Origin of the sequence: Pseudomonas sp. MPDS (assembly GCF_013283895.1) — a bacterium.
Lineage (GTDB): Bacteria > Pseudomonadota > Gammaproteobacteria > Pseudomonadales > Pseudomonadaceae > Aquipseudomonas > Aquipseudomonas rhizophila.
Genome location: NZ_CP054128.1, coordinates 5,985,815 through 6,005,736, shown reverse-complemented (window position 1 = coordinate 6,005,736; position 19,922 = coordinate 5,985,815). Strand labels below are relative to the sequence as shown.

The window sequence follows — 19,922 nt, the reverse complement described above, 5'->3', positions numbered from 1 at the left end:
CTTGTCCTACGGTTCCCGGTCAATTTTCGCAGTGCTGAACTGCACGAGTTATGTGAGTCGGAGGTTTTTTCGTATGACCACTTCTTTGCAACCTGCTTATGCTCTGGTCCCGGGTGCGAACCTGGAGGCTTATGTGCACACGGTGAACAGCATCCCTTTGCTGACGCCCGAGCAGGAGCGTGAACTGGCCGAGAGTCTCTATTATGAGCAGGATCTTGAGGCGGCTCGGCAGATGGTGCTCGCCCACCTGCGTTTTGTTGTACATATCGCCCGCAGCTATTCCGGCTACGGGCTGGCCCAGGCCGACCTGATCCAGGAAGGCAACGTCGGCCTGATGAAGGCGGTCAAGCGTTTCAACCCGGAAATGGGTGTGCGCCTGGTGTCGTTTGCAGTGCACTGGATCAAGGCGGAAATCCACGAGTTCATCCTGCGCAACTGGCGCATCGTGAAAGTCGCGACCACCAAGGCCCAGCGCAAGCTGTTCTTCAACCTGCGCAGCCAGAAGAAACGTCTGGCCTGGCTGAACAATGAAGAAGTCCATCGTGTGGCCGAGAGCCTGGGCGTCGAGCCGCGGGAAGTGCGCGAGATGGAAAGTCGCCTGACCGGCCATGACATGGCCTTTGACCCGGCCGCCGAAGCGGACGACGACAGCGCTTTCCAGTCGCCGGCCAACTACCTGGAAGACCACCGGTATGACCCGGCGCGTCAACTGGAAGACGCCGACTGGAGCGACAACTCCAACACCAACCTGCACGAAGCTCTGGAAGTGCTGGACGAGCGCAGCCGTGACATCCTTTACCAGCGCTGGCTGGCCGAGGAAAAAGCCACGCTGCACGACCTGGCGCAGAAGTACAACGTGTCGGCCGAGCGGATTCGCCAGCTTGAGAAGAGCGCGATGAACAAGCTCAAGGTGTCGATTGCGGCTTGACCTGCGCAACAGCCATAAAAAACGCCCCGATCAGTGATGATCGGGGCGTTTTTTTGTGCGCCAATGTTTGACGCCACGCAGATCCCTGATGTGGGAGCGAGCCTGCTCGCGATGGCGTCGGGTCAGTCGATGACGATGTCGAATGATCCGACGCCATCGCGAGCAGGCTCGCTCCCACAGGGGATCTTCAGCGCCTCGGCTACTGGGCCCAAGGCGCCCGCCGCGAGTCATTGAGCCCCAGCAGGTAGCTGTCACCCCCCAACTGGCTCATCTGCCGGCGGATCCAGTTCGCGCGCCGCAGTACATAAGGGCTTGGGCGTGCGGCGCTCCATACCCGGGGGTTGGGCAGGACCGCCGCCAGCAGGCTGGCCTGTTGCCGGGACAATGCATCGGCGCTTACCCCAAAGTGATGCCGCGCTGCGGCTTCGGCACCGAACACACCGTCATCCCACTCGACGCTGTTGAGGTACACCTCGAGGATCCGCTGCTTGGGCCAGAGTATTTCGATCAGCGCGGTAAACCAAGCTTCCAGGCCCTTGCGCAGCCAGCTGCGGCCCGGCCACAGGAACAAGTTCTTGGACACTTGCTGGCTGAGGGTGCTGGCGCCGCGAATCGAGCCGCCACGTCCGTTATGGGTAAGCGCGGCCTGGATCGCACCGAAGTCGAAGCCCCAGTGCTCTGGAAATTTCTGGTCCTCACCTGCGATTACCGCGATTTTGAGGTTGTCGGAAATCTGATCCCAGGGTTGCCAGGTACGCTGCAGGTCGATCGGCTCGCCACCGAACCAGGACTCAACCTTGCGCTCGATCATCAGCGCGGTGAACGGCGGCGGCACCACGCGAAACAACAGCACCAGCACAACGCTGCCGACGGCGAACCAGAGCAGGGCTTTAACGAATCGTCGAAACAATGAACGCAACATAGAGATGGCTTGGCCGAACCCGTCGAGCGGGCCATTATACAGACCCTGTCCACCGAGTCTGACTGGAGTTCTCATGCTGCGTAGTTTTCTGATGCTGGCTGCTTTTTTCGGCTTCACCGGCGTGGCACTGGGAGCGTTTGCCGCCCACGGCCTGAAAAATCGCCTGAGCGCCGATTACCTGGCGATCTTTCATACCGGCGTCACCTATCAGTTGGTACACACCCTGGCGTTGCTGGGCGTCGCGCTGCTGGCCACGCACATCCCCGGACGTATCGTCACCTGGGCCGGGATTTCGTTTGTCATCGGTATCCTGCTGTTCTCCGGGAGTCTGTATCTGCTGACGCTCACGGGCATCAGCAAACTGGGCATTATCACGCCGTTCGGTGGGGTGGCGTTCCTGATCGGCTGGTTGTGCCTGGGGCTTGCCGCCTGGCGGTTGGGCTGACCGCACGGTCCAATTCATGACGAATGGCTTGGGTCGTCCAGACTGATCGGGCTAGAATGCCAGCCCCTAAAAATGATGGCGGCATCCGGCATGCGCATTCAATTGAACGGCGAACCCCTTGATCTGCCCGACGGTGAAACCGTTGCGGCCCTGCTGACCCGTCTGGAACTGACCGGACGCCGCGTCGCGGTGGAGCTCAATCTGGATATCGTCCCGCGCAGCCAGCACGCCGACACCACGTTGAACGATGGCGACAGCGTCGAAGTGGTCCACGCCATCGGCGGCGGCTAGTCCCTGCGGTTTTCCAGTATTTCGCCAGAACCTCACCCCAACAGAGGATTTCCCATGAGCATCGTTCGTAGCGACAAGCCCTTCGTCCTGGCCGGTCGTACCTACCAGTCGCGTCTGCTGGTTGGCACCGGCAAATACCGCGACATGGAAGAAACCCGCCTGGCCATCGAAGCCTCGGGCGCTGAAATCGTGACCGTTGCCGTGCGCCGCACCAACATCGGCCAGAACCCGGGCGAACCGAACCTGCTGGATATCCTGCCGCCAGATCGCTACACCATCCTGCCCAACACCGCCGGTTGCTTCGACGCCATTGAGGCCGTGCGCACCTGCCGCCTGGCCCGTGAGCTGCTCGACGGCCACAACCTGGTGAAGCTGGAAGTGCTGGCGGACCAGAAAACCCTGTTCCCCAACGTGATCGAAACCCTCAAGGCTGCCGAAACCCTGGTCAAGGAAGGTTTCGACGTGATGGTCTACACCAGCGATGACCCGATCATCGCCCGTCAACTGGCGGAAATCGGCTGCATCGCGGTGATGCCGCTGGCTGGCCTGATCGGCACGGGTCTGGGGATCTGCAACCCGTACAACCTGCAGATCATCCTGGAAGAAGCCAAGATTCCGGTGTTGGTGGATGCCGGTGTTGGCACCGCCTCCGACGCCACCATCGCCATGGAACTGGGCTGTGAAGCAGTGCTGATGAACTCGGCCATCGCCCATGCCCAGCAACCGATCCTGATGGCCGAAGCCATGAAACACGCCATTGTGGCCGGTCGCCTGGCATACCTCGCCGGCCGCATGCCGAAAAAACTCTACGCCAGCGCCTCTTCGCCGCTGGATGGTCTGATCAAGTAAGAGCCATTGATGACTGAATCGAACGACACGCCTGTCCTCCCGGAAGAAGGCGAAGAGCGCCAACACCGCCGCATCAAGAGTTTCGTGATGCGCGCCGGGCGCATGACCGAAGGCCAGCAACGCGGCCTGGAACAGGGCACGCCGCTGTTTGTCCTGCCCCTGGCCGATGCGCCGGTGGACTTTGACCAGGTGTTCGGCCGCTCGGCGCCGCGCTCGCTGGAAATCGGCTTCGGCATGGGCCACTCGCTGCTGGAAATGGCCGCCGCGGCGCCGGAACAGGATTTCATCGGTGTGGAAGTTCATCGTCCCGGTGTGGGCGCGCTACTCAACGGCGTACTGACCCAAGGACTGACCAACCTGCGGGTCTACGACTGCGACGCCATCGAAGTGCTCAACCGCTGTGTGGCCGACAACAGCCTCGACCGGCTGATGCTGTTCTTCCCGGACCCATGGCACAAGAGCCGCCATCACAAGCGCCGTATCGTCCAGGCGTCGTTCGCTGAGTTGGTGCGCAGCAAGTTGAAGGTCGGCGGTGTGCTGCACATGGCCACCGACTGGGAACCCTACGCCGAATACATGCTGGAAGTGATGAACGTCGCCCCGGGTTACCGTAACCTGGCCGAAGATGGCAAGTGCGTACCGCGCCCGGCCGAACGACCGATCACCAAGTTCGAACGCCGTGGCGAACGCTTGGGGCATGGGGTTTGGGATTTGAAGTTCGAGAAGGTGGCTTAAACACCAGAAGATCCTGCTGAAATGGGATCCCCTGTGGGAGCGAGCTTGCTCGCGATGAGGCCATAACATTCAATATCAATGTTGACTGTCAGGCCGCCATCGCGAGCAAGCTCGCTCCCACATTTCGTTCTGTGCTACATCGAAAATCAGCGACGGTCAGCGACCACCCCAATCAACACCAGCACCACCAACAGCACCGGTGCCAGGCTGTAGTTGTTGAACTGGCTCAAGCCCCGGACGACCCACGGCGTGGCGTAGATCAAGGCCGCGCCGCTGCCGATCATGCACAGCAGGGCGATCAGCGGGACGCGCAAGGCCCCGGCAATATTGCCAAGGCGTTGTTCGACCCAACCCTTGATGTCGGCACCAAACAGCACCAGCAGGCAGCCTACCAATGCCAGGGAGATTTCCGACAGGTTGCTGCGGCTCCAGCGGGACACGGTGGCGAGCAGGTCGAGTACCAGATCCATGGGGTTTCCTTGTGTGATTAGCTCAAAAATTTCTGCAACAGGTCATTGAGAAACAACTGTCCGCGCTCGGTGGCTGCCAGACGTGCCGGTTCGACCCGCAACAACCCGCTTTGTTCGGCCTCGCGTCGGCCTTCAGCCAGACTCTGCAAAGGCAGGCCGGTGCGTTCTGGGTAAAGCCGCGCGTCCACACCTTCGGTCAGGCGCAGCGCGTTCATCAGGAACTCGAAGGGCAGTTCTTCATTGCTCAGGGTTTTCTCGCCGGCCAGGAAGCGTTTGGCTGGGTTGAGGTAGTCCTTGGGCAGGCGGGTTTTCCAGGTGCGCACAATACGCCCGTCCGGATGGCTGAGCTTGCCGTGGGCGCCCGCGCCGATGCCGATGAAGTCGCCGAAACTCCAGTAATTGAGGTTATGCCGCGCCGGTCGCCCGGGCTGGGCGTAGGCCGAGACTTCGTATTGGCTGTAGCCATGTTCGGCCAGCAACGCTTGCCCGGCTTCCTGGATGTCCCACAGCGTGTCGTCTTCCGGCAAGGTCGGCGGCTGGTTCCAGAACACCGTGTTTGGCTCCAGGGTCAACTGATACCAGGACAGATGCGTGGGCTTCAACGCAATGGCCTGGCGCAAGTCGCTCAAGGCGTCGTCCAGGGACTGATCGGGCAGGCCATGCATCAGGTCCAGGTTGAAGTTGTCGAACCCGGCCTGACGGGCCATGCCGGCGGCGCGCACAGCTTCGTCACCGTTATGAATCCGGCCCAAAGCCTTGAGCTTGGCGTCCTGAAAGCTCTGGATGCCAATGGATAGGCGATTGATGCCCAGTGCCCGGTAAGCGACAAATTTCTCTTGCTCGAAGGTCCCTGGGTTGGCTTCCAGGGTGATTTCAATGTCATAGGCGAAGGGGATTCGCGCCTCGACACCTTTGAGCAGCCGGCCCAGGGCCTGGGCGCTGAACAGGCTTGGAGTACCGCCGCCGAAAAAGATCGAGCTCAGTTCCCGGCCATACACCGCCTGCAGGTCCTGGTCGAGATCGGCCAGCAAGGCGTCGACGTATTCTTCTTCCGGCAACTGCGGGCTGGCGGCATGGGAATTGAAATCGCAATACGGGCATTTGCGTACACACCACGGAATGTGGATGTACAACGCCAAAGGCGGCAGCACTGGCAGCGGTGCCCGAGGCGTTTGCGCACCGCCATGGATCAGAGGTGCGGGGGACTCATCGATCATTGCAGGCCCAGGCGTTGGCGCAGCAAAGCCATGGCGCGGGCGCGGTGGCTCAGCTGGTTTTTTTCCACCGGGCCCAGTTCGGCGCTGGAGCAGTTGCGCTCTGGCACCCAGAACAGCGGATCGTAGCCAAAACCGTGCTCGCCGCTGGCTTCGGTGAGAATGCGCCCGTGCCACAAGCCTTCGCAGAGGATCGGCAGTGGATCGTCGGCATGACGGACGAGGGCCAGGACGCAGACGAACTGTGCGCCGCGCTCGGCTTCGGGCACATCCTTGAGGGCCTCGAGCAGCTTGGCGTTGTTCGCCGCGTCGCCTTTGCCATCGGCGTAGCGGGCTGAATAGATGCCCGGCGCACCGCCGAGAAAGTCCACCGCCAGCCCGGAGTCGTCGGCCAGCGCCGGCAGGCCGGAAATGCGCGCGGCGTTGCGGGCCTTGATGATGGCGTTCTCGACGAACGACAGGCCGGTTTCTTCAGGTTCGACCTGGCTGAACTCGCCAATCGAGCGCAGTTGCACCGACCCGCCGAGCATGGCCTGGAGTTCCTTGAGTTTGCCGGCGTTGTGGCTGGCCAGTACGAGTTGGGTGAAATTCATCATTCGCCGGGGAACAGTTCCTGGTTGAAGTTGAGGGTGTTGATCTTATCGCCCGTTTTCACCTGGATGTTGAAGGTGCGGGTTTCCTGCTGTTTCACCGGGTATTGGGCGATGTAATAGGTCGCGTTGGGTTCGGCCACCTCCTTGAAGTTCAGCGTGACACTGCTGCTGGTAAGGTCCTTGACTGTCCCGCTGACCTCGGCCTTCAAGGGTTTGCCATCCTTGAGTACCGAAACGTTGATCACGCCCTGGGTCTTGTCGCGGATCAATCCGGCGGCGTCGGCAATATCCGGCGTCAGGAAGGTGGAATTGAAGGTGTTGTAGTGCACGGTGATGTCGCCGAACACTTCCTTGCGATCGCTCTTGATGACATCCGCGGCCATGGCTCCGGCGCTCAGGCAGGCGGTGATGAGAAACAACGCTAGACGTTTCATGTCGTGCTCCTGGTAAGGCCGGGCTTCACACCGCGACCTGATGATCGGCAAGGCCTGGGCTGCTGACCCGATAGATGCCTATTTCACCTAACAGATTAGGCCATAGCTTGCTGGCCCACCCGTGGCGGTGCTGCTGGTCCACCGCCAGGCGATCGATGACCTTGGCTTGGCGTTCGCGGCACAACGCCTCAAAATCCTCGAAGGTGCAGAAGTGGATGTTCGGCGTGTTGTACCAGGTGTAGGGCAGAAACTCCGACACCGGCATGCGGCCCTTGCTCGCCAGGTACCAGCGGCAGCGCCAGTGACCGAAGTTGGGGAAGGTGATGATGCACTGGCGCCCGACCCGCAGCATTTCGTCGAGGATCTTGTCCGGGTAGTGCACCGCTTGCAGCGCCTGGGTCATGACCACGATGTCGAAGCTGTTGCTGGCGAAGTTGCCCAGGCCCTTGTCCAGGTCCTGCTCGATCACGTTGATGCCCTTGGCCACGCACTCGGCGATGTTGTCCGGGTCGTTTTCCAGGCCGTAGCCGGTGACTTGCTTGTGGTCGCGCAGCCAGGTCAGCAGTTCGCCGTTGCCGCAGCCCAGGTCGAGCACGCGGCTGCCGGCGGGGATCCATTCCTGGATGATGTCCAGATCGGCTCTCATGACGTCCTCACAGCGTTATACGGTTCATGTAGTTGCCGAACGCCTGCAGGTAGCGCGGGATCGGGATCAGAAAGGCGTCGTGACCCTGGGGCGCGTCGATTTCCAGGTAGCAGACGTCCTTGCGGGCAGCCATCAGCGCGTCCACCAGCTCCCGTGAGCGGGCCGGGGAGAAGCGCCAGTCGGTGGTGAACGACATCACGCAGAACCTGGCGGTGGCGCCTGCAAAGGTTTTTGCCAGGTCATCGTCGAAGTTCGCCGCCGGATCGAAGTAGTCCAGGGCTTTCGTCATCAACAGGTAGGTGTTGGCATCGAAGCGTCCGGAGAATTCTTCGCCCTGGTAGCGCAGGTAGCTTTCCACCTGGAATTCGACGCTGTGGAAGTCGTAGTTGAGCTTTTCGCTCTTGAGACCGCGGCCGAATTTCTCACCCATGGAATCATCGGACAGGTAGGTGATATGCCCGACCATCCGCGCCAGCATCAGCCCGCGCTTGGGAATCACGCCGTGTTCCTGGAACGAGCCGCCGTGGAATTCCGGATCGGTGAGGATCGCCTGGCGCGCCACTTCGTTGAAGGCGATGTTCTGCGCCGACAGCTTGGGGGCAGAGGCGATTGCCAGGCAGTGGCGGACACGGTCCGGGTAAGTGATGGTCCATTGCAGGGCTTGCATGCCGCCCAGGCTGCCGCCGATCACTGCGGCCCACTGGGCGATACCGAGGCGGTCCGCCAGGCGTGCCTGACTGTGGACCCAATCTTCCACGGTCAGCACCGGAAAGTCGGCGCCGAAGGGTTTGCCGGTGTCCGGGTTGACGCTGCTGGGGCCGGTGGAGCCGTTGCAGCCGCCGAGGTTGTTCAGGCTGACCACGAAGAACTTGTTGGTGTCGATGGGCTTGCCCGGGCCGATGCAACTGTCCCACCAGCCCGGCTTGCGGTCGTCGACACTGTGATAGCCGGCGGCGTGGTGATGCCCCGACAAGGCATGGCAGATCAGCACGGCATTGCTCGCCGTGGCATTGAGGGTGCCGTAGGTTTCGAAAATCAGGTCATAGGCTGGCAACGAACGACCGCAGGCCAGGGCCAGGGGCTCGCTGAAATGCGCCATTTGCGGCGTCACCAGACCAACGGAATCGGGGGGAAAGGCAGCTGGCATCGACCCTGCTCTCGTTGAAATGAGGCGTAAGTCTAAAGACCGCTGTGGCAAGCGGCAAGCAAAGGGCGGAGCTGATTGTCCGCCGCTTTACCCGTGGCTAGGGAGCTTGCTCCCGCTGGGGCGCGAAGCGGCCCTGAAAGCTGCTGCCCGTGACTGTCCGGGATACGGTGGCGCCCGCTTTGGGGCTGCTTTGCAGCCCAGCGGGAGCAAGCTCCCTCGCCACAGGAAAGGCTGCAGCGTTTTAGATCAGCAACCGCAGGATTTCCGGCATCATGGTCATCGCCGCCAGGTTGTTGATCACCAGCATGTCGATCAGCTTGAGCACCAGGAACGCCAGGATCGGCGAGATATCCAGGCCGCCGAGGTTCGGCACGATGCGGCGGAACGGTGCCAGCGCCGGCTCGCAGATCTGGTTCACCAGTTCGGCGCCCGGGTTGTGGCTGCCGGGAGCGACCCAGGACAGGATCACGCTGATGATCAGGGCGAAGAAGAAAATCTTCAGGAACAGCGCGGTCACGCCAATGATCGACCAGATCAGCAGTTGCAGCGGGTTGCCGGTGGTGCCGTAGGTCAGCAGCAGGGTCAGGGCCATCAGCGCCAGTTGCACGATGATCGCCAGTACCAGTGACGACATGTCCAGGCCGAACACGCTCGGAATGATCCGGCGCAGTGGCTTGAGCAATGGCTGGGTGGCCTTGACGATGAACTGGCACAGCGGGTTGTAGAAGTTGGCGCGCACCAGTTGCAGCACAAAGCGCAGCAGTACGATCAGCAGGTACAGGCTGCCGAGGGTTTGCAGCACGTAGACCGCTGCAGTGTTCAATCCGATCATGAATGGCTCCTTATTGGCCCAGTTGTTCGGCCATTTCGGCCGAGCGGTGCGCGGCGGCGCCGAGTGCTTTTTCCACCAGGGCTTCGAAGCCCCCGGCCTGGAACGATTTGATGGCGGCTTCGGTGGTGCCGGCTGGCGAAGTCACCCGGCGCCGCAGTTCGGCCGCATCGACATCGCTGGACACTGCCATGTGGGCGGCGCCCAGGGCGGTCTGCAACGTCAGTTTGGCGGCGGTTTCGCGCGGCAGGCCGAGTTTTTCACCGGCGGCGGTCATGGCTTCGATCAGCAGGAAAAAGTATGCCGGGCCCGAGCCGGACACGGCCGTCACCGCATCCAGTTGCTGCTCGGTTTCCAGCCACAGTGCCAGGCCTACGGCCGAGAGCAGCTCTTCGGCCTGCTGGCGCTGTTCGGCGGTCACTTGTGCGGTCGCGAACAGCCCACTGACGCCCTGGCGCAGCAGCGCCGGGGTGTTGGGCATGCAGCGCACGATCGGCTGGGACCCGAGCCAGTTGTTCATGCTGGCGCAGGTAATGCCGGCGGCGATCGACACCACCATCTGATGGGGTTTGAGGCTTGGACGAATGGCCTCGCAGACAGTTTTCATCGCCTGTGGCTTGACCGCCAGCACGACGACGTCCGCGCCCTCGATGGCCTGGGCGTTGTCGGCGAACGTTTCGATGCCGTGCTCTGTGCTCACCCGGGCGCGAGTCTCGGCCCCCGGATCGCTGGCGCGGATCTGCGAAGCGTCCAGACCCTTGGCCCGCAGGCCGCCGATCAGGCTGGCGGCCATGTTGCCGGCGCCGATGAAGGCAATACGTGTGTTGCTCATGACAGGTCCTTGATTAGAGAGTTGAGTCAGCATGGCGTACGGCTAGCTACGGCTATAGTCGCGCGCACCAAACAGCGCGGTACCGATCCGCACCCAGGTGGCGCCCTGGGCAATGGCCGACTCGAGGTCATGGCTCATGCCCATGGAAAGGGTGTCCAGCGGTAGCTTCAGATCGGCTTGCAAGCGTTGAACCGCTGCGAAGGCGGCATCCTGGGCGGCACGCTCCTCGGTCGGTTCGGGAATCGCCATCAACCCACGCAGCTTCAGGCGTGGCAACGCGCTGATGGCGCTGGCCAGAGCGGGCAGGTCCGCCGCGGTGCAGCCGGATTTGCTGTCTTCACCGCTGACGTTGACCTGGATGCAGATATTCAGCGGCGGTAGGTCGGCCGGGCGCTGCTCGGACAGGCGTTGTGCAATTTTCAAACGATCCACGGAATGCACCCAGTCGAAATGTTCGGCGATAGCGCGCGTCTTGTTCGATTGAATGGGGCCGATGAAGTGCCAGATCAAGGGCAGGTCGGTCAGTTCGGCCTGTTTGCCCAGCGCCTCCTGCAGATAGTTCTCGCCAAAGTCCCGCAGGCCGGCGGCATAGGCTTCACGCAGGGCCTGGGCGGGCTTGGTCTTGCTCACCGCCAGCAGCTGCACGCTGTGTTCGTCGCGGTGGGCGGCTTGTTCGGCTGCGCGGATACGCGATCTAACCTGAGCAATGTTGTCTGCTATCGTGGACATTAAAGAAGCGCCAGCGGTGAGGTTCGCGGCATTCTACTGGAATTGAGGAGCGCTATGGATATCACTGAGCTACTGGCGTTCAGCGCCAAACAGGGCGCATCGGACCTGCACTTGTCCGCCGGGCTGCCGCCGATGATCCGTGTCGATGGCGATGTGAGGCGGATCAACCTGCCGGCCCTGGACCACAAGCAGGTCCATGAGCTGATCTACGACATCATGAACGACCGGCAGCGGGTAGATTACGAGAAGTTTCTGGAAACCGACTTTTCCTTCGACGTGCCGGGCGTCGCACGGTTCCGGGTCAATGCGTTCAACCAGAATCGCGGTGCAGGTGCGGTGTTCCGGACCATCCCGTCGAAAGTCCTGACCATGGAAGACCTGGGGATGGGCGATGTGTTTCGCAAGGTGACCGAGGCGCCTCGCGGGCTGGTGTTGGTGACCGGGCCGACCGGCTCCGGCAAGTCCACCACCCTGGCGGCGATGATCGACTACCTCAACACCCACAAACACCATCACATCCTCACCATCGAAGATCCCATCGAGTTTGTCCACGAGCCGCGCAAATGCCTGATCAACCAGCGCGAAGTGCACCGCGACACCCAAAGTTTCTCCACGGCCCTGCGCTCAGCCCTGCGCGAAGACCCGGACGTGATTCTGGTGGGGGAGATGCGTGACCTGGAGACCATCCGCCTTGCCCTGACCGCCGCCGAAACCGGTCACCTGGTGTTTGGCACCTTGCACACCACCTCGGCGGCCAAGACCATCGACCGGGTGGTGGACGTGTTCCCGGGGGATGAGAAATCCATGGTTCGTTCGATGTTGTCCGAATCCTTGCAGGCGGTGATTTCACAGACGCTGGTCAAGAAGATTGGCGGCGGCCGGGTCGCGGCTCATGAAATCATGCTGGGAACGTCGGCGATCCGTAACCTGATCCGCGAGGACAAGGTGGCGCAGATGTACTCGGCGATCCAGACCGGTGGGTCGCTGGGGATGCAGACATTGGATATGTGTTTGAAGGATTTGCTGAACAAGGGGCTGATCAGTCGCGAACATGCGCGGGAGCGGGCGCGTACGCCGGATAACTTCTGAGGATCGGCCACAAAACCTCCTGTGGGAGCGAGCTTGCTCGCGATAGCGTTGGATCAGCCAACATTGAAGTTGACGGATGTACCGCTATCGCGAACAGGCTAGCTCCCACAGTTTGCTTGAACTGGCAAATGTGCCACTTTCAAATCAGCGCTGAACCAGCTGCATCCCTTTCGACTCTTTGGGCAGCACTCGCTTGGCAAGGACGTAGTGGCTGTTCCAGTACGGCTTGTTCAAGGTGTCGATGGTCACCGACTTGCCACGGCGCGGGGCGTGGATGAAGCGGTCGTTACCCAGGTAGATGGCCACGTGGTTGACCCGGCGGCTCTTGAGCTTGAAGAAGATCAGATCGCCGGGCTTGAGGTCCTTGCGATCGACCTTCTGGCCGTGACCGCTGGCCATCGCATTGGAAGTGCGCGGCAGGTCGAAGGTGGCATCGTTGAAGGCGTACTTCACCAGGCCGCTGCAATCGAAACCTTTGCTTGGGCTACTGCCGCCCCAACGGTAAGGTGTTCCCAGTACGTTCACGGCACGGCTCAAGACGTTGCTGCTTGTCTTGGCGGTCATGACCGGAACCAGCTTGCTATTGGCGGTGCTCAAACGCTGGGCGTTTCGCTTGTTCTTGCTCGAAGGAGCAGAAACATGGGATTTGGGGGTGTAGCCGTTGACGTTGGGAAGACGTTGCTCACGATTGGTGGCGTGGGCGGCCAGGGGCAATAATAGGCAAATGGTTAGCCATGTCTTGATAAATGGACGCATTAGGCAGGGCTCTTGAAGGTAAGCGCGCAACTTTATAACAGCTTTTTTTACTGTTCCGAGGCCGTTTGTCGAATCGCAACCCCAGGTGAAACCCGCATAATTGCGACATATTGACCTGATTGTCTGACAGAACCCAGACAGCACGGGGGTTTACCGGGTTCCTGACGCTGGAGACCGCTTGTCGGCAATCCATAAAAAAGTCACAAATAATCCGAACAAATTTATCTATCGAGGCAAAAGAGGCGATTCATGAACAGCTATCAGCAGGACGCTTTACGCGATACCCACAGCAAAGTGATCGGCTATCTCTTGTGGATTTTCGGCTTTACCGGCGCCCACCGCTTCTACTACGGCAAGCCGGTCACCGGCACGATCTGGTTTTTCACCTTCGGCCTGTTGGGCATCGGCTGGCTGATCGACCTGTTCCTGATTCCGGCCATGGATCGGGAGGCCGATCTGCGCTTCACCCCGGGTCCCCTCGAGTACAGCGTGGCGTGGATTCTGCTGACGTTTCTCGGTGTGCTGGGTGTGCACCGCATGTACCAGGGCAAATGGCTCACCGGCATCCTTTACCTGCTGACTGGCGGGGTGTTTTTCCTGGGGGTGCTGTATGACTTCTGGACGCTGAACGATCAGGTCTCGATTCGCAATGCGCAGAAGCGCGGGGCTTTTCACTAAGACCGAGTCGCCTGCATCGCGAGCAGGCTCGCTCCCACACTGGATCAAGGTGTTCACAGGTTATGTGTTCACCGAAGATCCCTGTGGGAGCGAGCCTGCTCGCGATAAGAGCGACGCGATGTCAGGCCTGGTGAGTAATCCGCCCATCCATCAGCGTATAACGCACCACCCCCGGCAAACTGTGGCCAAGGAACGGGCAGTTGTCACCCTTGGAGCGCCAGGCTTCACCCGCCACAGTGGACGCCGCCGGGTCGAACAGCACCAAGTCCGCCGCCGCGCCCACTGCCAGTTTACCCACCGGTAATTGCAGCGCGTCGGCCGGGCCGTTGCTCAGGCGTGCGAGCAGGGTCGGCAGGTCCAGCAATCCGTCTTCCACCAGTGTCATGGCCAGTGGCAGCAACAGTTCGACACTGCTGATGCCCGGTTCCGTGGCGCCGAATGGTGCCAGCTTGGCATCGCGCTCGTGGGGCTGGTGATGGCTGGAGATGGCCGAGATCACCCCGGACTTCACAGCCTCGCGCAAGCCATCGCGGTCGGCGCGGGTGCGCAGCGGCGGTTGGACGTGATAGACGCTGTTGAAGTCGATCAGCGCTTCGTCGGTCAGGATCAGTTGGTACAGTGCCACATCGGCGGTGACGGGCAGGCCGCGAGCCTGGGCCTGGGCGATCAGTGCGGCGCCGCGGGCGCTGGTCAACTGGCTGAAGTGTGCGCGCACGCCGCTTTGTTCCACCAGCAGCAGGTCCCGGGCCAGGGCCACGGTCTCGGCGGTTTCCGGAATGCCCGGCAGGCCGAGGAAACTGGCGGTCGGGCCTTCGTGGGCCAGCCCGCCTTCAGCCAGATCGTGATCCTGGGAGTTGAAGATCACCGTCAGGCCGAAGGTCGCGGCGTATTCCAGGGCGCGGCACAGGGTGCGGGTATTGCGAAAACTGTTCAGGCCATTGCCGAACGCCACGCAACCGGCGTCGCGTAGCGCAATGAGTTCTGCCAATTGCTCGCCATCGAGGCCTTTGCTCAAGGCGCCGATAGGGAAGACCTTGGTGTTGCCGGCTTCGCGGGCGCGATCGAGGATCAGCTCGGCCACGGCCGAGGTGTCCAGTACCGGCTTGGTCTGCGGCGGGCAGCACAAACTGGTCACGCCACCGGCGGCGGCAGCCTGGGTTTCGCTGACGATACTGCCTTTGCGGCTGTAACCGGGTTCGCGCAGGGCGACGTTCAGGTCCACCAGCCCCGGAGCGGCCACCAAGCCTTGGGCGTTGAGGGTATCAACGGCGGTAAAACCGGCCGGAGCGGCGCCAAGGGCGACAATTTTGCAGGCATCGATATGGATGTCAGTCACTTGATCCAGGCCGCTGGCCGGATCGATCACGCGTGCGCCGAGAATGCTGAGCTTCACTGGGCGTTCTCCTGGTCGAATTGGCGCTGGGCCGTTTGCCCGCTCATGGCCATGGACAGCACGGCCATACGGATGGCGATGCCGTAGGTCACCTGGTTGAGGATCACCGAATGTGGTCCGTCGGCCACTGCCGACTCGATCTCCACCCCGCGGTTGATCGGCCCCGGGTGCATGACGATGGCGTCCGGCTTGGCCCCGGCCAGGCGCGCGGTGGTCAGGCCGAACAGGCGGTAGAACTCGCCTTCGCTCGGCAGCAGGCCGCCGGTCATGCGTTCGCGCTGCAGGCGCAGCATGATCACCACGTCCACGTCCTTGAGGCCTTCGGTCATGTCGGTGTAGACCTTCACGCCATACTGCTCGACGCCAATGGGCAGCAGGGTTTTCGGCGCGATCACGCGGATGTCCGGGCAGCCGAGGGTCTTGAGGGCGAGCATGTTCGAACGGGCCACCCGCGAGTGCAGGATGTCGCCGACGATAGCCACCGACAGGTTCTCGAAGCTGCCCTTGTGCCGACGGATGGTCAGCATGTCCAGCATGCCCTGGGTTGGGTGGGCGTGACGGCCGTCGCCGCCGTTGATGATCGCCACTTGCGGGCATACATGCTCGGCAATGAAATGCGCCGCGCCGGAATCACCGTGACGCACGACGAACATGTCGGCCGCCATGGCCTCGAGGTTGCGCAAGGTGTCGAGCAGGGTTTCGCCCTTGCTCGCCGAGGAGGTGGACACGTTCAGGGTGATCACGTCCGCCGACAGTCGCTGGGCCGCCAGTTCGAAGGTGGTGCGGGTGCGGGTGGAGTTTTCGAAGAACACGTTGCACACGGTCTTGCCGCGCAGCAACGGGACTTTCTTGACCGCCCGGGCCCCGACTTCGAGGAACGAATCGGCGGTGTCGAGGATTTCCGTCAGCAGCTCGCGGCGCAGGCCGTCGAGGGACAGGAAGTGCCGCAGCTGGCCCTGATCGTTGAGCTGTAGCGCTCGCTTGGTTTCGAGAGGCGTCATCGCAATGGACTCTTACAAGGGCAGTTAAAGGGCAAGGTCTTGCAGTTCGAGTTGCAGCGGCGCGGGGCCGGACAGCTTGACTCGCTCGTGGGCGGCCAGCGTCAGCGTCGCGCCGACCACGTTCGGGCGGATCGGCAGCTCGGCGGCGTCCAGGTCCAGCAGGCACACCAGGGTCACGCTGGCGGGGCGGCCATAATCGAACAGTTCGTTCATGGCGGCGCGGATGGTCCGGCCGCTCATCAGCACATCGTCGATCAGTACCAGATGCTGGCCTTCAATCTCGAACGGCAGGGCCGAAGGGCGCACTTGCGGGTGCAGGCCGTTCTGGCTGAAGTCGTCGCGGTAGAACGACACATCGAGGGTGCCCAGCGGCGCATCGCTGCCCAGTTCTTCGAGCAAGGCCTGGGCGACCCAGACGCCACCGGTGCGAATGCCGATGTAGCGCGGTTCGCTGATGCCGCGTTGTTCCAGATGCGCCGTGAGACGAATCGCCATCTGGCTGATCAGTTCGGCGGGATTGGGCAGGCTCATGCTGGCTCCTTCAGGTTCCCGGGCCGGTGGTCAGAGGCCCGGTTTATCGCTAAAAGAAAGCGCCCTGGCGGCGCTTTCAAAAAAATCAGGTTTCGAACAGGGCGGCGTTGGCGTCGAGCCAGCCTTGCAGCAGCAGGGCGGCCGCGATGGCGTCTACCGGGTTGTCGCGGTAACTGCCTTTCTGCCCGCCACGTACCAGGCGTTCGCCCTTGGCCTCGAACGTGGTCAGACGCTCGTCGTGGGTATAGAAAGGCAGGTTGTAGCGGCCGTTGAGCCTGCGGGCGAATTTCTCCGCACGAACGCACATCTCGCTGGGCGTGCCGTCCATGTTCAGGGGCAGGCCGACCACCACGGCGTCGGGTTTCCACTCCTTGATCAGCGCTTCGACCTGGTTCCAGTCGGGAACGCCGTTCTGCGCCTTGAGGGTGCACAGCTCGCGGGCCTGGCCGGTAATCACCTGGCCGACCGCCACGCCGATCTGTTTGGTGCCGTAATCGAAGCCCAGCAGCAAGCGCAGGGCCATCAGGCGTGTCCTGCCTGGCTGGTGAGCAGACTGAGGTTGACCCCCAACCGGCTGGCCGCCGCTTCCAGGCGCAGTTCGCTGCTGGTGTTGAACAGGATGTCGGCGTCGAACGGGCAGGTCAGCCAGGCGTTATCGGCCAGCTCGGCTTCCAGTTGCCCGGCTTCCCAACCGGCATAGCCTAGGGCGATCAGGCTTTTTTCCGGGCCTACGCCGTCGGCAATGGCGAACAGCACATCCTGGGAGGTGGACAGCGATACGCCATCCAGGTCCACGGTGGCCTGGTAGGACGGCCCCGTCGGGTGGAGCACGAAGCCTCGGTCGGTCTGCACCGGGCCGCCGATGAAAATCGGGACGTGCTGGCACAAGAGTGGCGGTTCTACATCCGGGCGCAACTGCTCAAGAATGTCCGCCAGGTTCAGTTCCTGCGGCCGATTGATCACCAGCCCCATGGCCCCATTGGCCGTGTGCTCGACGATGTAGGTCAAGGTGTGGGCAAAGTTCGGATCGGCCATGTGTGGCATGGCAATCAGGAAGTGATGCTTGAGGTAGGTGGGGCTGACGTTTTTCATAGGCGCTAGTGTGGCGGCGCAGGGGCGAACTGACAAGCTGGGGATGTGCAGCAAATGCCGGAGACTGTCACGAAACCCTTGTGGGAGCGAGCCTGCTCGCGATGCGGTGTGTCAGGCGACATCATGCTGAATGTTCGATTGCTATCGCGAGCAGGCTCGCTCCCACAAGGGGATGGGGTCAGTTGCTGGAGAGACGATCGCCCCGGGCGAACTTCCAGGTGCGGATGATTTCCAGGCGGTCGATGTCCGACAGGTCCCCGGTAAACGGTGCGAACGGCGCGGCGAGGCGCACGATCCGCTGAGCGGCCTGATCCAGCAATGGCTGGCCGGAGGACTCCAGCACCAGCACTTCATACAACGAGCCGTCGCGGTTGATCGAGACCAGCAGCCGCAAGTTGCCATAGATCTGCTTGCGCCGGGCTTCGTCGGGGTAGTTGAGATTGCCGATGCGCTCGACTTTCTTGCGCCACTCATCTTTGTACCAGGCGCCCTTGTCGCGCATGGTCGAGGCGGCGCTCAGGCGGTGGATACGCGGGCGTTTGGCATACAACTGCTGTTCCTGGGCCAGCTCGGCTTCCAGGCTGGCGATGTCGCTGGACAGTTGGGCGCTGTCGAAGGTGGGCACCGGGGCCTTGGGTTTGGGGTCGGGCCTGACCTCTTCCTTGACCGGGGCTTTTTTTGGCTTCGGCGCCACGGTGGTCACGGCTGCCTTGGGCGCCGTCTCCCGGACCTCGGGCTTGGCCGCTGGCGGCGGTGTGACCTTCTGCACTTTATTGTCCTGGAACGGCGCGATCTGGGTGGTCTTGGGCGTCGCCTTTTTTTCCAGGGTGCCACTGCCTTGCTGGTTTTCCTGGGCGAGGAAGTCCGCTTTTTGTGGCTTGGCTTCGCTTTTGAAGGTGGCCAGGGTGATTTCCAGGGTCTGGCTGATCTGTTTGGGTTCTACCGTGGCAAACCCGACGCCCAGCAGCAGTGCCAAGTGGATCAATGCCGCCAGGAACAGGGTAAAACCGAGACGATCAGCCGGGCGCACGCCGCGATGGGCGAGCTCTTGGGGCAGATCGGACGGGAGGGTCATGGCAAGGAAACCAACATCGCGTTTTTTTCAGGCCGGGCATGATAACGCAATGTGGGTTTCCTTCAGCAGGATCTGGATCAACGAGCCTTGAGCTTCTGATCGATGGCATCCATCAGCATCGCGCCGATGTCGGTGCCGAAGGCGTTGTCGATCTCGCGGATGCAGGTCGGGCTGGTGACGTTGATTTCCGTCAGGTGCTCGCCGATCACGTCCAGGCCCACGAACAGCAGACCCTTCTCCCGCAGGGTCGGGCCGACCTGGGCCGCGATCCAGCGGTCCTTTTCAGTCAACGGACGCGCCTCGCCACGCCCGCCGGCCGCCAGGTTGCCGCGGGTTTCGCCGGCTGCGGGAATGCGCGCCAGGCAATAGTCCACCGGTTCGCCGTCGATCATCAGGATGCGCTTGTCGCCATCGACGATGGCCGGCAGGTATCCCTGGATCATGATCTGCTGCTGACCGTGCAGGGTCAGGGTTTCCAGGATCACCGACAGGTTGGGGTGGCCGGCGGTGTGACGGAAAATCGAGGAGCCGCCCATGCCGTCCAGGGGCTTGAGGATCACGTCGCCGTGATGGTCGGCGAATTCACGCAGCACGTCCGGGCGACGGCTGACGATGGTGGGCGGCGTGCATTGCGGGAACAGCGTGGCGAACAGCTTTTCGTTGCAGTCGCGCAGGCTCTGGGGTTTGTTGACCACCAGCACACCGGCGTTTTCGGCCTGCTCCAGCAGGTAGGTGGAATACACGAACTCCATGTCGAAGGGCGGATCCTTGCGCATGAGGATCACGTCCAGGTCGCTGAGCAGCGCATCGCGTTCGGCGCCCAGCTCAAACCATTTTTCGGGGTTGGCGAAGACGTTCAGCGGCTTCATCCGCGCCCGTGCCTGACCTTCGGCCTGGTAGAGGTCGCCCTGTTCCATGTAGAACAGCTCCCAGCCGCGCTTCTGAGCGGCCAGCAGCATGGCCAGCGAGCTATCCTTTTTATAGGAAATGCTGGCGATAGGGTCCATGACAATGCCGACGCGTACGCTCATGGCTTGGTTCCTCGAAAATTGATGGGCACAAATGGTGTGAAAAAGTGGCGTCAGAGTGGCGCCCGGAAGATTGGCGGTCAAGGAAAAACCACTGTACCGAGCGGCCGATAGATCGGCGATGGAGACTGTGCTAAAAAGGCTGGCATGTGACGTGCGGGCCTTGAACATCAAGGGTTTGCGCTGTCGTTCACACTTACGCGTTAAAAACCGGT

General features: G+C 61.9%; 25 protein-coding genes. 7 read left to right on the top strand and 18 right to left on the bottom strand.

Going from position 1 to position 19,922, the window contains the following annotated elements; genetic code table 11:
- Nucleotides 1-73: 73 nt before the first annotated feature.
- A complete protein-coding gene (gene rpoH, locus HQ912_RS26670; RefSeq protein WP_003177476.1) occupies nt 74-928 on the top strand; it encodes an RNA polymerase sigma factor RpoH in 855 nt (284 codons plus the stop codon).
- A gap of 199 nt (nt 929-1,127) precedes the next feature.
- Here rpoH and mtgA read toward each other — a convergent pair whose 3' ends face one another.
- The gene (gene mtgA, locus HQ912_RS26665; protein ID WP_047226020.1) at nt 1,128-1,850 is read right to left on the bottom strand and encodes a monofunctional biosynthetic peptidoglycan transglycosylase; all 723 of its coding nucleotides are present in this window, start codon (nt 1,848-1,850) and stop codon (nt 1,128-1,130) included.
- A gap of 73 nt (nt 1,851-1,923) precedes the next feature.
- Here mtgA and HQ912_RS26660 point away from each other — a divergent pair, with 73 nt between their 5' ends.
- The 4 genes from HQ912_RS26660 to trmB all read left to right on the top strand — a co-directional run bounded on the left by HQ912_RS26660 (nt 1,924) and on the right by trmB (nt 4,170).
- Entirely contained in the window at nt 1,924-2,295 is a 372-nt protein-coding gene (locus HQ912_RS26660; RefSeq protein ID WP_047226019.1) for a DUF423 domain-containing protein, read from the top strand.
- A gap of 90 nt (nt 2,296-2,385) precedes the next feature.
- Nucleotides 2,386-2,586 (top strand): sulfur carrier protein ThiS, encoded by a 201-nt coding sequence (thiS, locus tag HQ912_RS26655; RefSeq protein WP_160893822.1) that lies wholly within the window; start codon nt 2,386-2,388, stop codon nt 2,584-2,586.
- A gap of 54 nt (nt 2,587-2,640) precedes the next feature.
- Nucleotides 2,641-3,435, top strand: a complete 795-nt coding sequence (locus HQ912_RS26650) for a thiazole synthase (protein ID WP_003177480.1) — start codon at nt 2,641-2,643, stop codon at nt 3,433-3,435.
- A gap of 9 nt (nt 3,436-3,444) precedes the next feature.
- The gene (gene trmB / locus HQ912_RS26645; RefSeq protein ID WP_047226017.1) at nt 3,445-4,170 is read left to right on the top strand and encodes a tRNA (guanosine(46)-N7)-methyltransferase TrmB; all 726 of its coding nucleotides are present in this window, start codon (nt 3,445-3,447) and stop codon (nt 4,168-4,170) included.
- A 146-nt stretch (nt 4,171-4,316) separates the two neighbouring features.
- Here the strand turns inward: trmB and HQ912_RS26640 are convergent, their stop codons facing one another.
- The 9 genes from HQ912_RS26640 to HQ912_RS26600 all read right to left on the bottom strand — a co-directional run bounded on the left by HQ912_RS26640 (nt 4,317) and on the right by HQ912_RS26600 (nt 11,064).
- Nucleotides 4,317-4,640 (bottom strand): DUF3392 domain-containing protein, encoded by a 324-nt coding sequence (locus tag HQ912_RS26640; RefSeq protein ID WP_047226016.1) that lies wholly within the window; start codon nt 4,638-4,640, stop codon nt 4,317-4,319.
- A gap of 17 nt (nt 4,641-4,657) precedes the next feature.
- Entirely contained in the window at nt 4,658-5,857 is a 1,200-nt protein-coding gene (hemW, locus tag HQ912_RS26635; protein ID WP_260990057.1) for a radical SAM family heme chaperone HemW, read from the bottom strand.
- A complete protein-coding gene (gene rdgB, locus HQ912_RS26630) occupies nt 5,854-6,450 on the bottom strand; it encodes an RdgB/HAM1 family non-canonical purine NTP pyrophosphatase (RefSeq protein WP_173407476.1) in 597 nt (198 codons plus the stop codon). Before rdgB ends, hemW begins: the two co-directional genes overlap by 4 nt.
- Complete coding sequence (locus tag HQ912_RS26625) at nt 6,447-6,881, bottom strand: DUF4426 domain-containing protein (RefSeq protein WP_047226013.1); 435 nt, start codon at nt 6,879-6,881, stop codon at nt 6,447-6,449. Before HQ912_RS26625 ends, rdgB begins: the two co-directional genes overlap by 4 nt.
- Nucleotides 6,882-6,906: 25 nt before the next feature.
- The gene (gene metW / locus HQ912_RS26620; protein ID WP_047226012.1) at nt 6,907-7,527 is read right to left on the bottom strand and encodes a methionine biosynthesis protein MetW; all 621 of its coding nucleotides are present in this window, start codon (nt 7,525-7,527) and stop codon (nt 6,907-6,909) included.
- Nucleotides 7,528-7,534: 7 nt separating this feature from the next.
- Complete coding sequence (locus tag HQ912_RS26615) at nt 7,535-8,674, bottom strand: homoserine O-acetyltransferase (RefSeq protein WP_047226011.1); 1,140 nt, start codon at nt 8,672-8,674, stop codon at nt 7,535-7,537.
- 241 nt (nt 8,675-8,915) lie between these two features.
- Nucleotides 8,916-9,506 (bottom strand): YggT family protein, encoded by a 591-nt coding sequence (locus HQ912_RS26610; protein WP_047226010.1) that lies wholly within the window; start codon nt 9,504-9,506, stop codon nt 8,916-8,918.
- Nucleotides 9,507-9,516: 10 nt separating this feature from the next.
- On the bottom strand, nt 9,517-10,335 hold the full coding sequence (proC, locus tag HQ912_RS26605) for a pyrroline-5-carboxylate reductase (RefSeq protein ID WP_047226009.1): 819 nt from the start codon (nt 10,333-10,335) through the stop codon (nt 9,517-9,519).
- A gap of 42 nt (nt 10,336-10,377) precedes the next feature.
- Nucleotides 10,378-11,064, bottom strand: coding sequence for a YggS family pyridoxal phosphate-dependent enzyme (locus tag HQ912_RS26600; RefSeq protein WP_047226008.1), 687 nt, complete (start codon nt 11,062-11,064; stop codon nt 10,378-10,380).
- A 54-nt stretch (nt 11,065-11,118) separates the two neighbouring features.
- On the opposite strand from HQ912_RS26600, the gene HQ912_RS26595 reads away from it, so the two are divergent.
- The gene (locus HQ912_RS26595) at nt 11,119-12,153 is read left to right on the top strand and encodes a type IV pilus twitching motility protein PilT (protein WP_107321399.1); all 1,035 of its coding nucleotides are present in this window, start codon (nt 11,119-11,121) and stop codon (nt 12,151-12,153) included.
- A gap of 144 nt (nt 12,154-12,297) precedes the next feature.
- On the opposite strand, the gene HQ912_RS26590 is transcribed toward HQ912_RS26595, so the two are convergent.
- Nucleotides 12,298-12,909 (bottom strand): C40 family peptidase, encoded by a 612-nt coding sequence (locus HQ912_RS26590; protein ID WP_173407475.1) that lies wholly within the window; start codon nt 12,907-12,909, stop codon nt 12,298-12,300.
- A 249-nt stretch (nt 12,910-13,158) separates the two neighbouring features.
- On the opposite strand from HQ912_RS26590, the gene HQ912_RS26585 reads away from it, so the two are divergent.
- On the top strand, nt 13,159-13,587 hold the full coding sequence (locus HQ912_RS26585) for an NINE protein (protein WP_047226005.1): 429 nt from the start codon (nt 13,159-13,161) through the stop codon (nt 13,585-13,587).
- Nucleotides 13,588-13,708: 121 nt separating this feature from the next.
- On the opposite strand, the gene HQ912_RS26580 is transcribed toward HQ912_RS26585, so the two are convergent.
- The 7 genes from HQ912_RS26580 to gshB all read right to left on the bottom strand — a co-directional run bounded on the left by HQ912_RS26580 (nt 13,709) and on the right by gshB (nt 19,710).
- Complete coding sequence (locus HQ912_RS26580) at nt 13,709-14,980, bottom strand: dihydroorotase (protein WP_076383024.1); 1,272 nt, start codon at nt 14,978-14,980, stop codon at nt 13,709-13,711.
- Nucleotides 14,977-15,981: an aspartate carbamoyltransferase catalytic subunit gene (locus tag HQ912_RS26575; protein ID WP_047226003.1), complete on the bottom strand. Its 1,005-nt coding sequence runs from the start codon at nt 15,979-15,981 to the stop codon at nt 14,977-14,979. The genes HQ912_RS26580 and HQ912_RS26575 overlap by 4 nt, the downstream gene beginning before the upstream one ends.
- Nucleotides 15,982-16,005: 24 nt before the next feature.
- Nucleotides 16,006-16,512: a bifunctional pyr operon transcriptional regulator/uracil phosphoribosyltransferase PyrR gene (gene pyrR / locus HQ912_RS26570; RefSeq protein ID WP_047226002.1), complete on the bottom strand. Its 507-nt coding sequence runs from the start codon at nt 16,510-16,512 to the stop codon at nt 16,006-16,008.
- 85 nt (nt 16,513-16,597) lie between these two features.
- Nucleotides 16,598-17,035 (bottom strand): Holliday junction resolvase RuvX, encoded by a 438-nt coding sequence (ruvX, locus tag HQ912_RS26565; RefSeq protein ID WP_047226001.1) that lies wholly within the window; start codon nt 17,033-17,035, stop codon nt 16,598-16,600.
- Nucleotides 17,035-17,604, bottom strand: a complete 570-nt coding sequence (locus HQ912_RS26560; RefSeq protein ID WP_047226000.1) for a YqgE/AlgH family protein — start codon at nt 17,602-17,604, stop codon at nt 17,035-17,037. The genes ruvX and HQ912_RS26560 overlap by 1 nt, the downstream gene beginning before the upstream one ends.
- A 178-nt stretch (nt 17,605-17,782) precedes the next feature.
- Nucleotides 17,783-18,679: an energy transducer TonB gene (locus HQ912_RS26555; protein ID WP_047225999.1), complete on the bottom strand. Its 897-nt coding sequence runs from the start codon at nt 18,677-18,679 to the stop codon at nt 17,783-17,785.
- A 77-nt stretch (nt 18,680-18,756) separates the two neighbouring features.
- Nucleotides 18,757-19,710: a glutathione synthase gene (gshB, locus tag HQ912_RS26550; protein ID WP_047225998.1), complete on the bottom strand. Its 954-nt coding sequence runs from the start codon at nt 19,708-19,710 to the stop codon at nt 18,757-18,759.
- Between the last annotated feature and the right edge of the window lie 212 nt (nt 19,711-19,922).

Coding starts and splice junctions, on each gene's coding strand:
- HQ912_RS26615 (WP_047226011.1), bottom strand. CDS start 8,674: ATGCCAGCTGCCTTTCCCCCCGATTCCGTTGGTCTGGTGACGCCGCAA.
- gshB (WP_047225998.1), bottom strand. CDS start 19,710: ATGAGCGTACGCGTCGGCATTGTCATGGACCCTATCGCCAGCATTTCC.
- HQ912_RS26590 (WP_173407475.1), bottom strand. CDS start 12,909: ATGCGTCCATTTATCAAGACATGGCTAACCATTTGCCTATTATTGCCC.
- rpoH (WP_003177476.1), top strand. CDS start 74: ATGACCACTTCTTTGCAACCTGCTTATGCTCTGGTCCCGGGTGCGAAC.
- HQ912_RS26660 (WP_047226019.1), top strand. CDS start 1,924: ATGCTGCGTAGTTTTCTGATGCTGGCTGCTTTTTTCGGCTTCACCGGC.
- HQ912_RS26575 (WP_047226003.1), bottom strand. CDS start 15,981: ATGACGCCTCTCGAAACCAAGCGAGCGCTACAGCTCAACGATCAGGGC.
- HQ912_RS26600 (WP_047226008.1), bottom strand. CDS start 11,064: ATGTCCACGATAGCAGACAACATTGCTCAGGTTAGATCGCGTATCCGC.
- HQ912_RS26650 (WP_003177480.1), top strand. CDS start 2,641: ATGAGCATCGTTCGTAGCGACAAGCCCTTCGTCCTGGCCGGTCGTACC.
- HQ912_RS26555 (WP_047225999.1), bottom strand. CDS start 18,679: ATGACCCTCCCGTCCGATCTGCCCCAAGAGCTCGCCCATCGCGGCGTG.
- proC (WP_047226009.1), bottom strand. CDS start 10,335: ATGAGCAACACACGTATTGCCTTCATCGGCGCCGGCAACATGGCCGCC.
- metW (WP_047226012.1), bottom strand. CDS start 7,527: ATGAGAGCCGATCTGGACATCATCCAGGAATGGATCCCCGCCGGCAGC.
- HQ912_RS26640 (WP_047226016.1), bottom strand. CDS start 4,640: ATGGATCTGGTACTCGACCTGCTCGCCACCGTGTCCCGCTGGAGCCGC.
- HQ912_RS26625 (WP_047226013.1), bottom strand. CDS start 6,881: ATGAAACGTCTAGCGTTGTTTCTCATCACCGCCTGCCTGAGCGCCGGA.
- HQ912_RS26610 (WP_047226010.1), bottom strand. CDS start 9,506: ATGATCGGATTGAACACTGCAGCGGTCTACGTGCTGCAAACCCTCGGC.
- HQ912_RS26595 (WP_107321399.1), top strand. CDS start 11,119: ATGGATATCACTGAGCTACTGGCGTTCAGCGCCAAACAGGGCGCATCG.
- pyrR (WP_047226002.1), bottom strand. CDS start 16,512: ATGAGCCTGCCCAATCCCGCCGAACTGATCAGCCAGATGGCGATTCGT.
- mtgA (WP_047226020.1), bottom strand. CDS start 1,850: ATGTTGCGTTCATTGTTTCGACGATTCGTTAAAGCCCTGCTCTGGTTC.
- trmB (WP_047226017.1), top strand. CDS start 3,445: ATGACTGAATCGAACGACACGCCTGTCCTCCCGGAAGAAGGCGAAGAG.
- ruvX (WP_047226001.1), bottom strand. CDS start 17,035: ATGGCCCTGCGCTTGCTGCTGGGCTTCGATTACGGCACCAAACAGATC.
- rdgB (WP_173407476.1), bottom strand. CDS start 6,450: ATGATGAATTTCACCCAACTCGTACTGGCCAGCCACAACGCCGGCAAA.
- thiS (WP_160893822.1), top strand. CDS start 2,386: ATGCGCATTCAATTGAACGGCGAACCCCTTGATCTGCCCGACGGTGAA.
- HQ912_RS26560 (WP_047226000.1), bottom strand. CDS start 17,604: ATGAAAAACGTCAGCCCCACCTACCTCAAGCATCACTTCCTGATTGCC.
- hemW (WP_260990057.1), bottom strand. CDS start 5,857: ATGATCGATGAGTCCCCCGCACCTCTGATCCATGGCGGTGCGCAAACG.
- HQ912_RS26585 (WP_047226005.1), top strand. CDS start 13,159: ATGAACAGCTATCAGCAGGACGCTTTACGCGATACCCACAGCAAAGTG.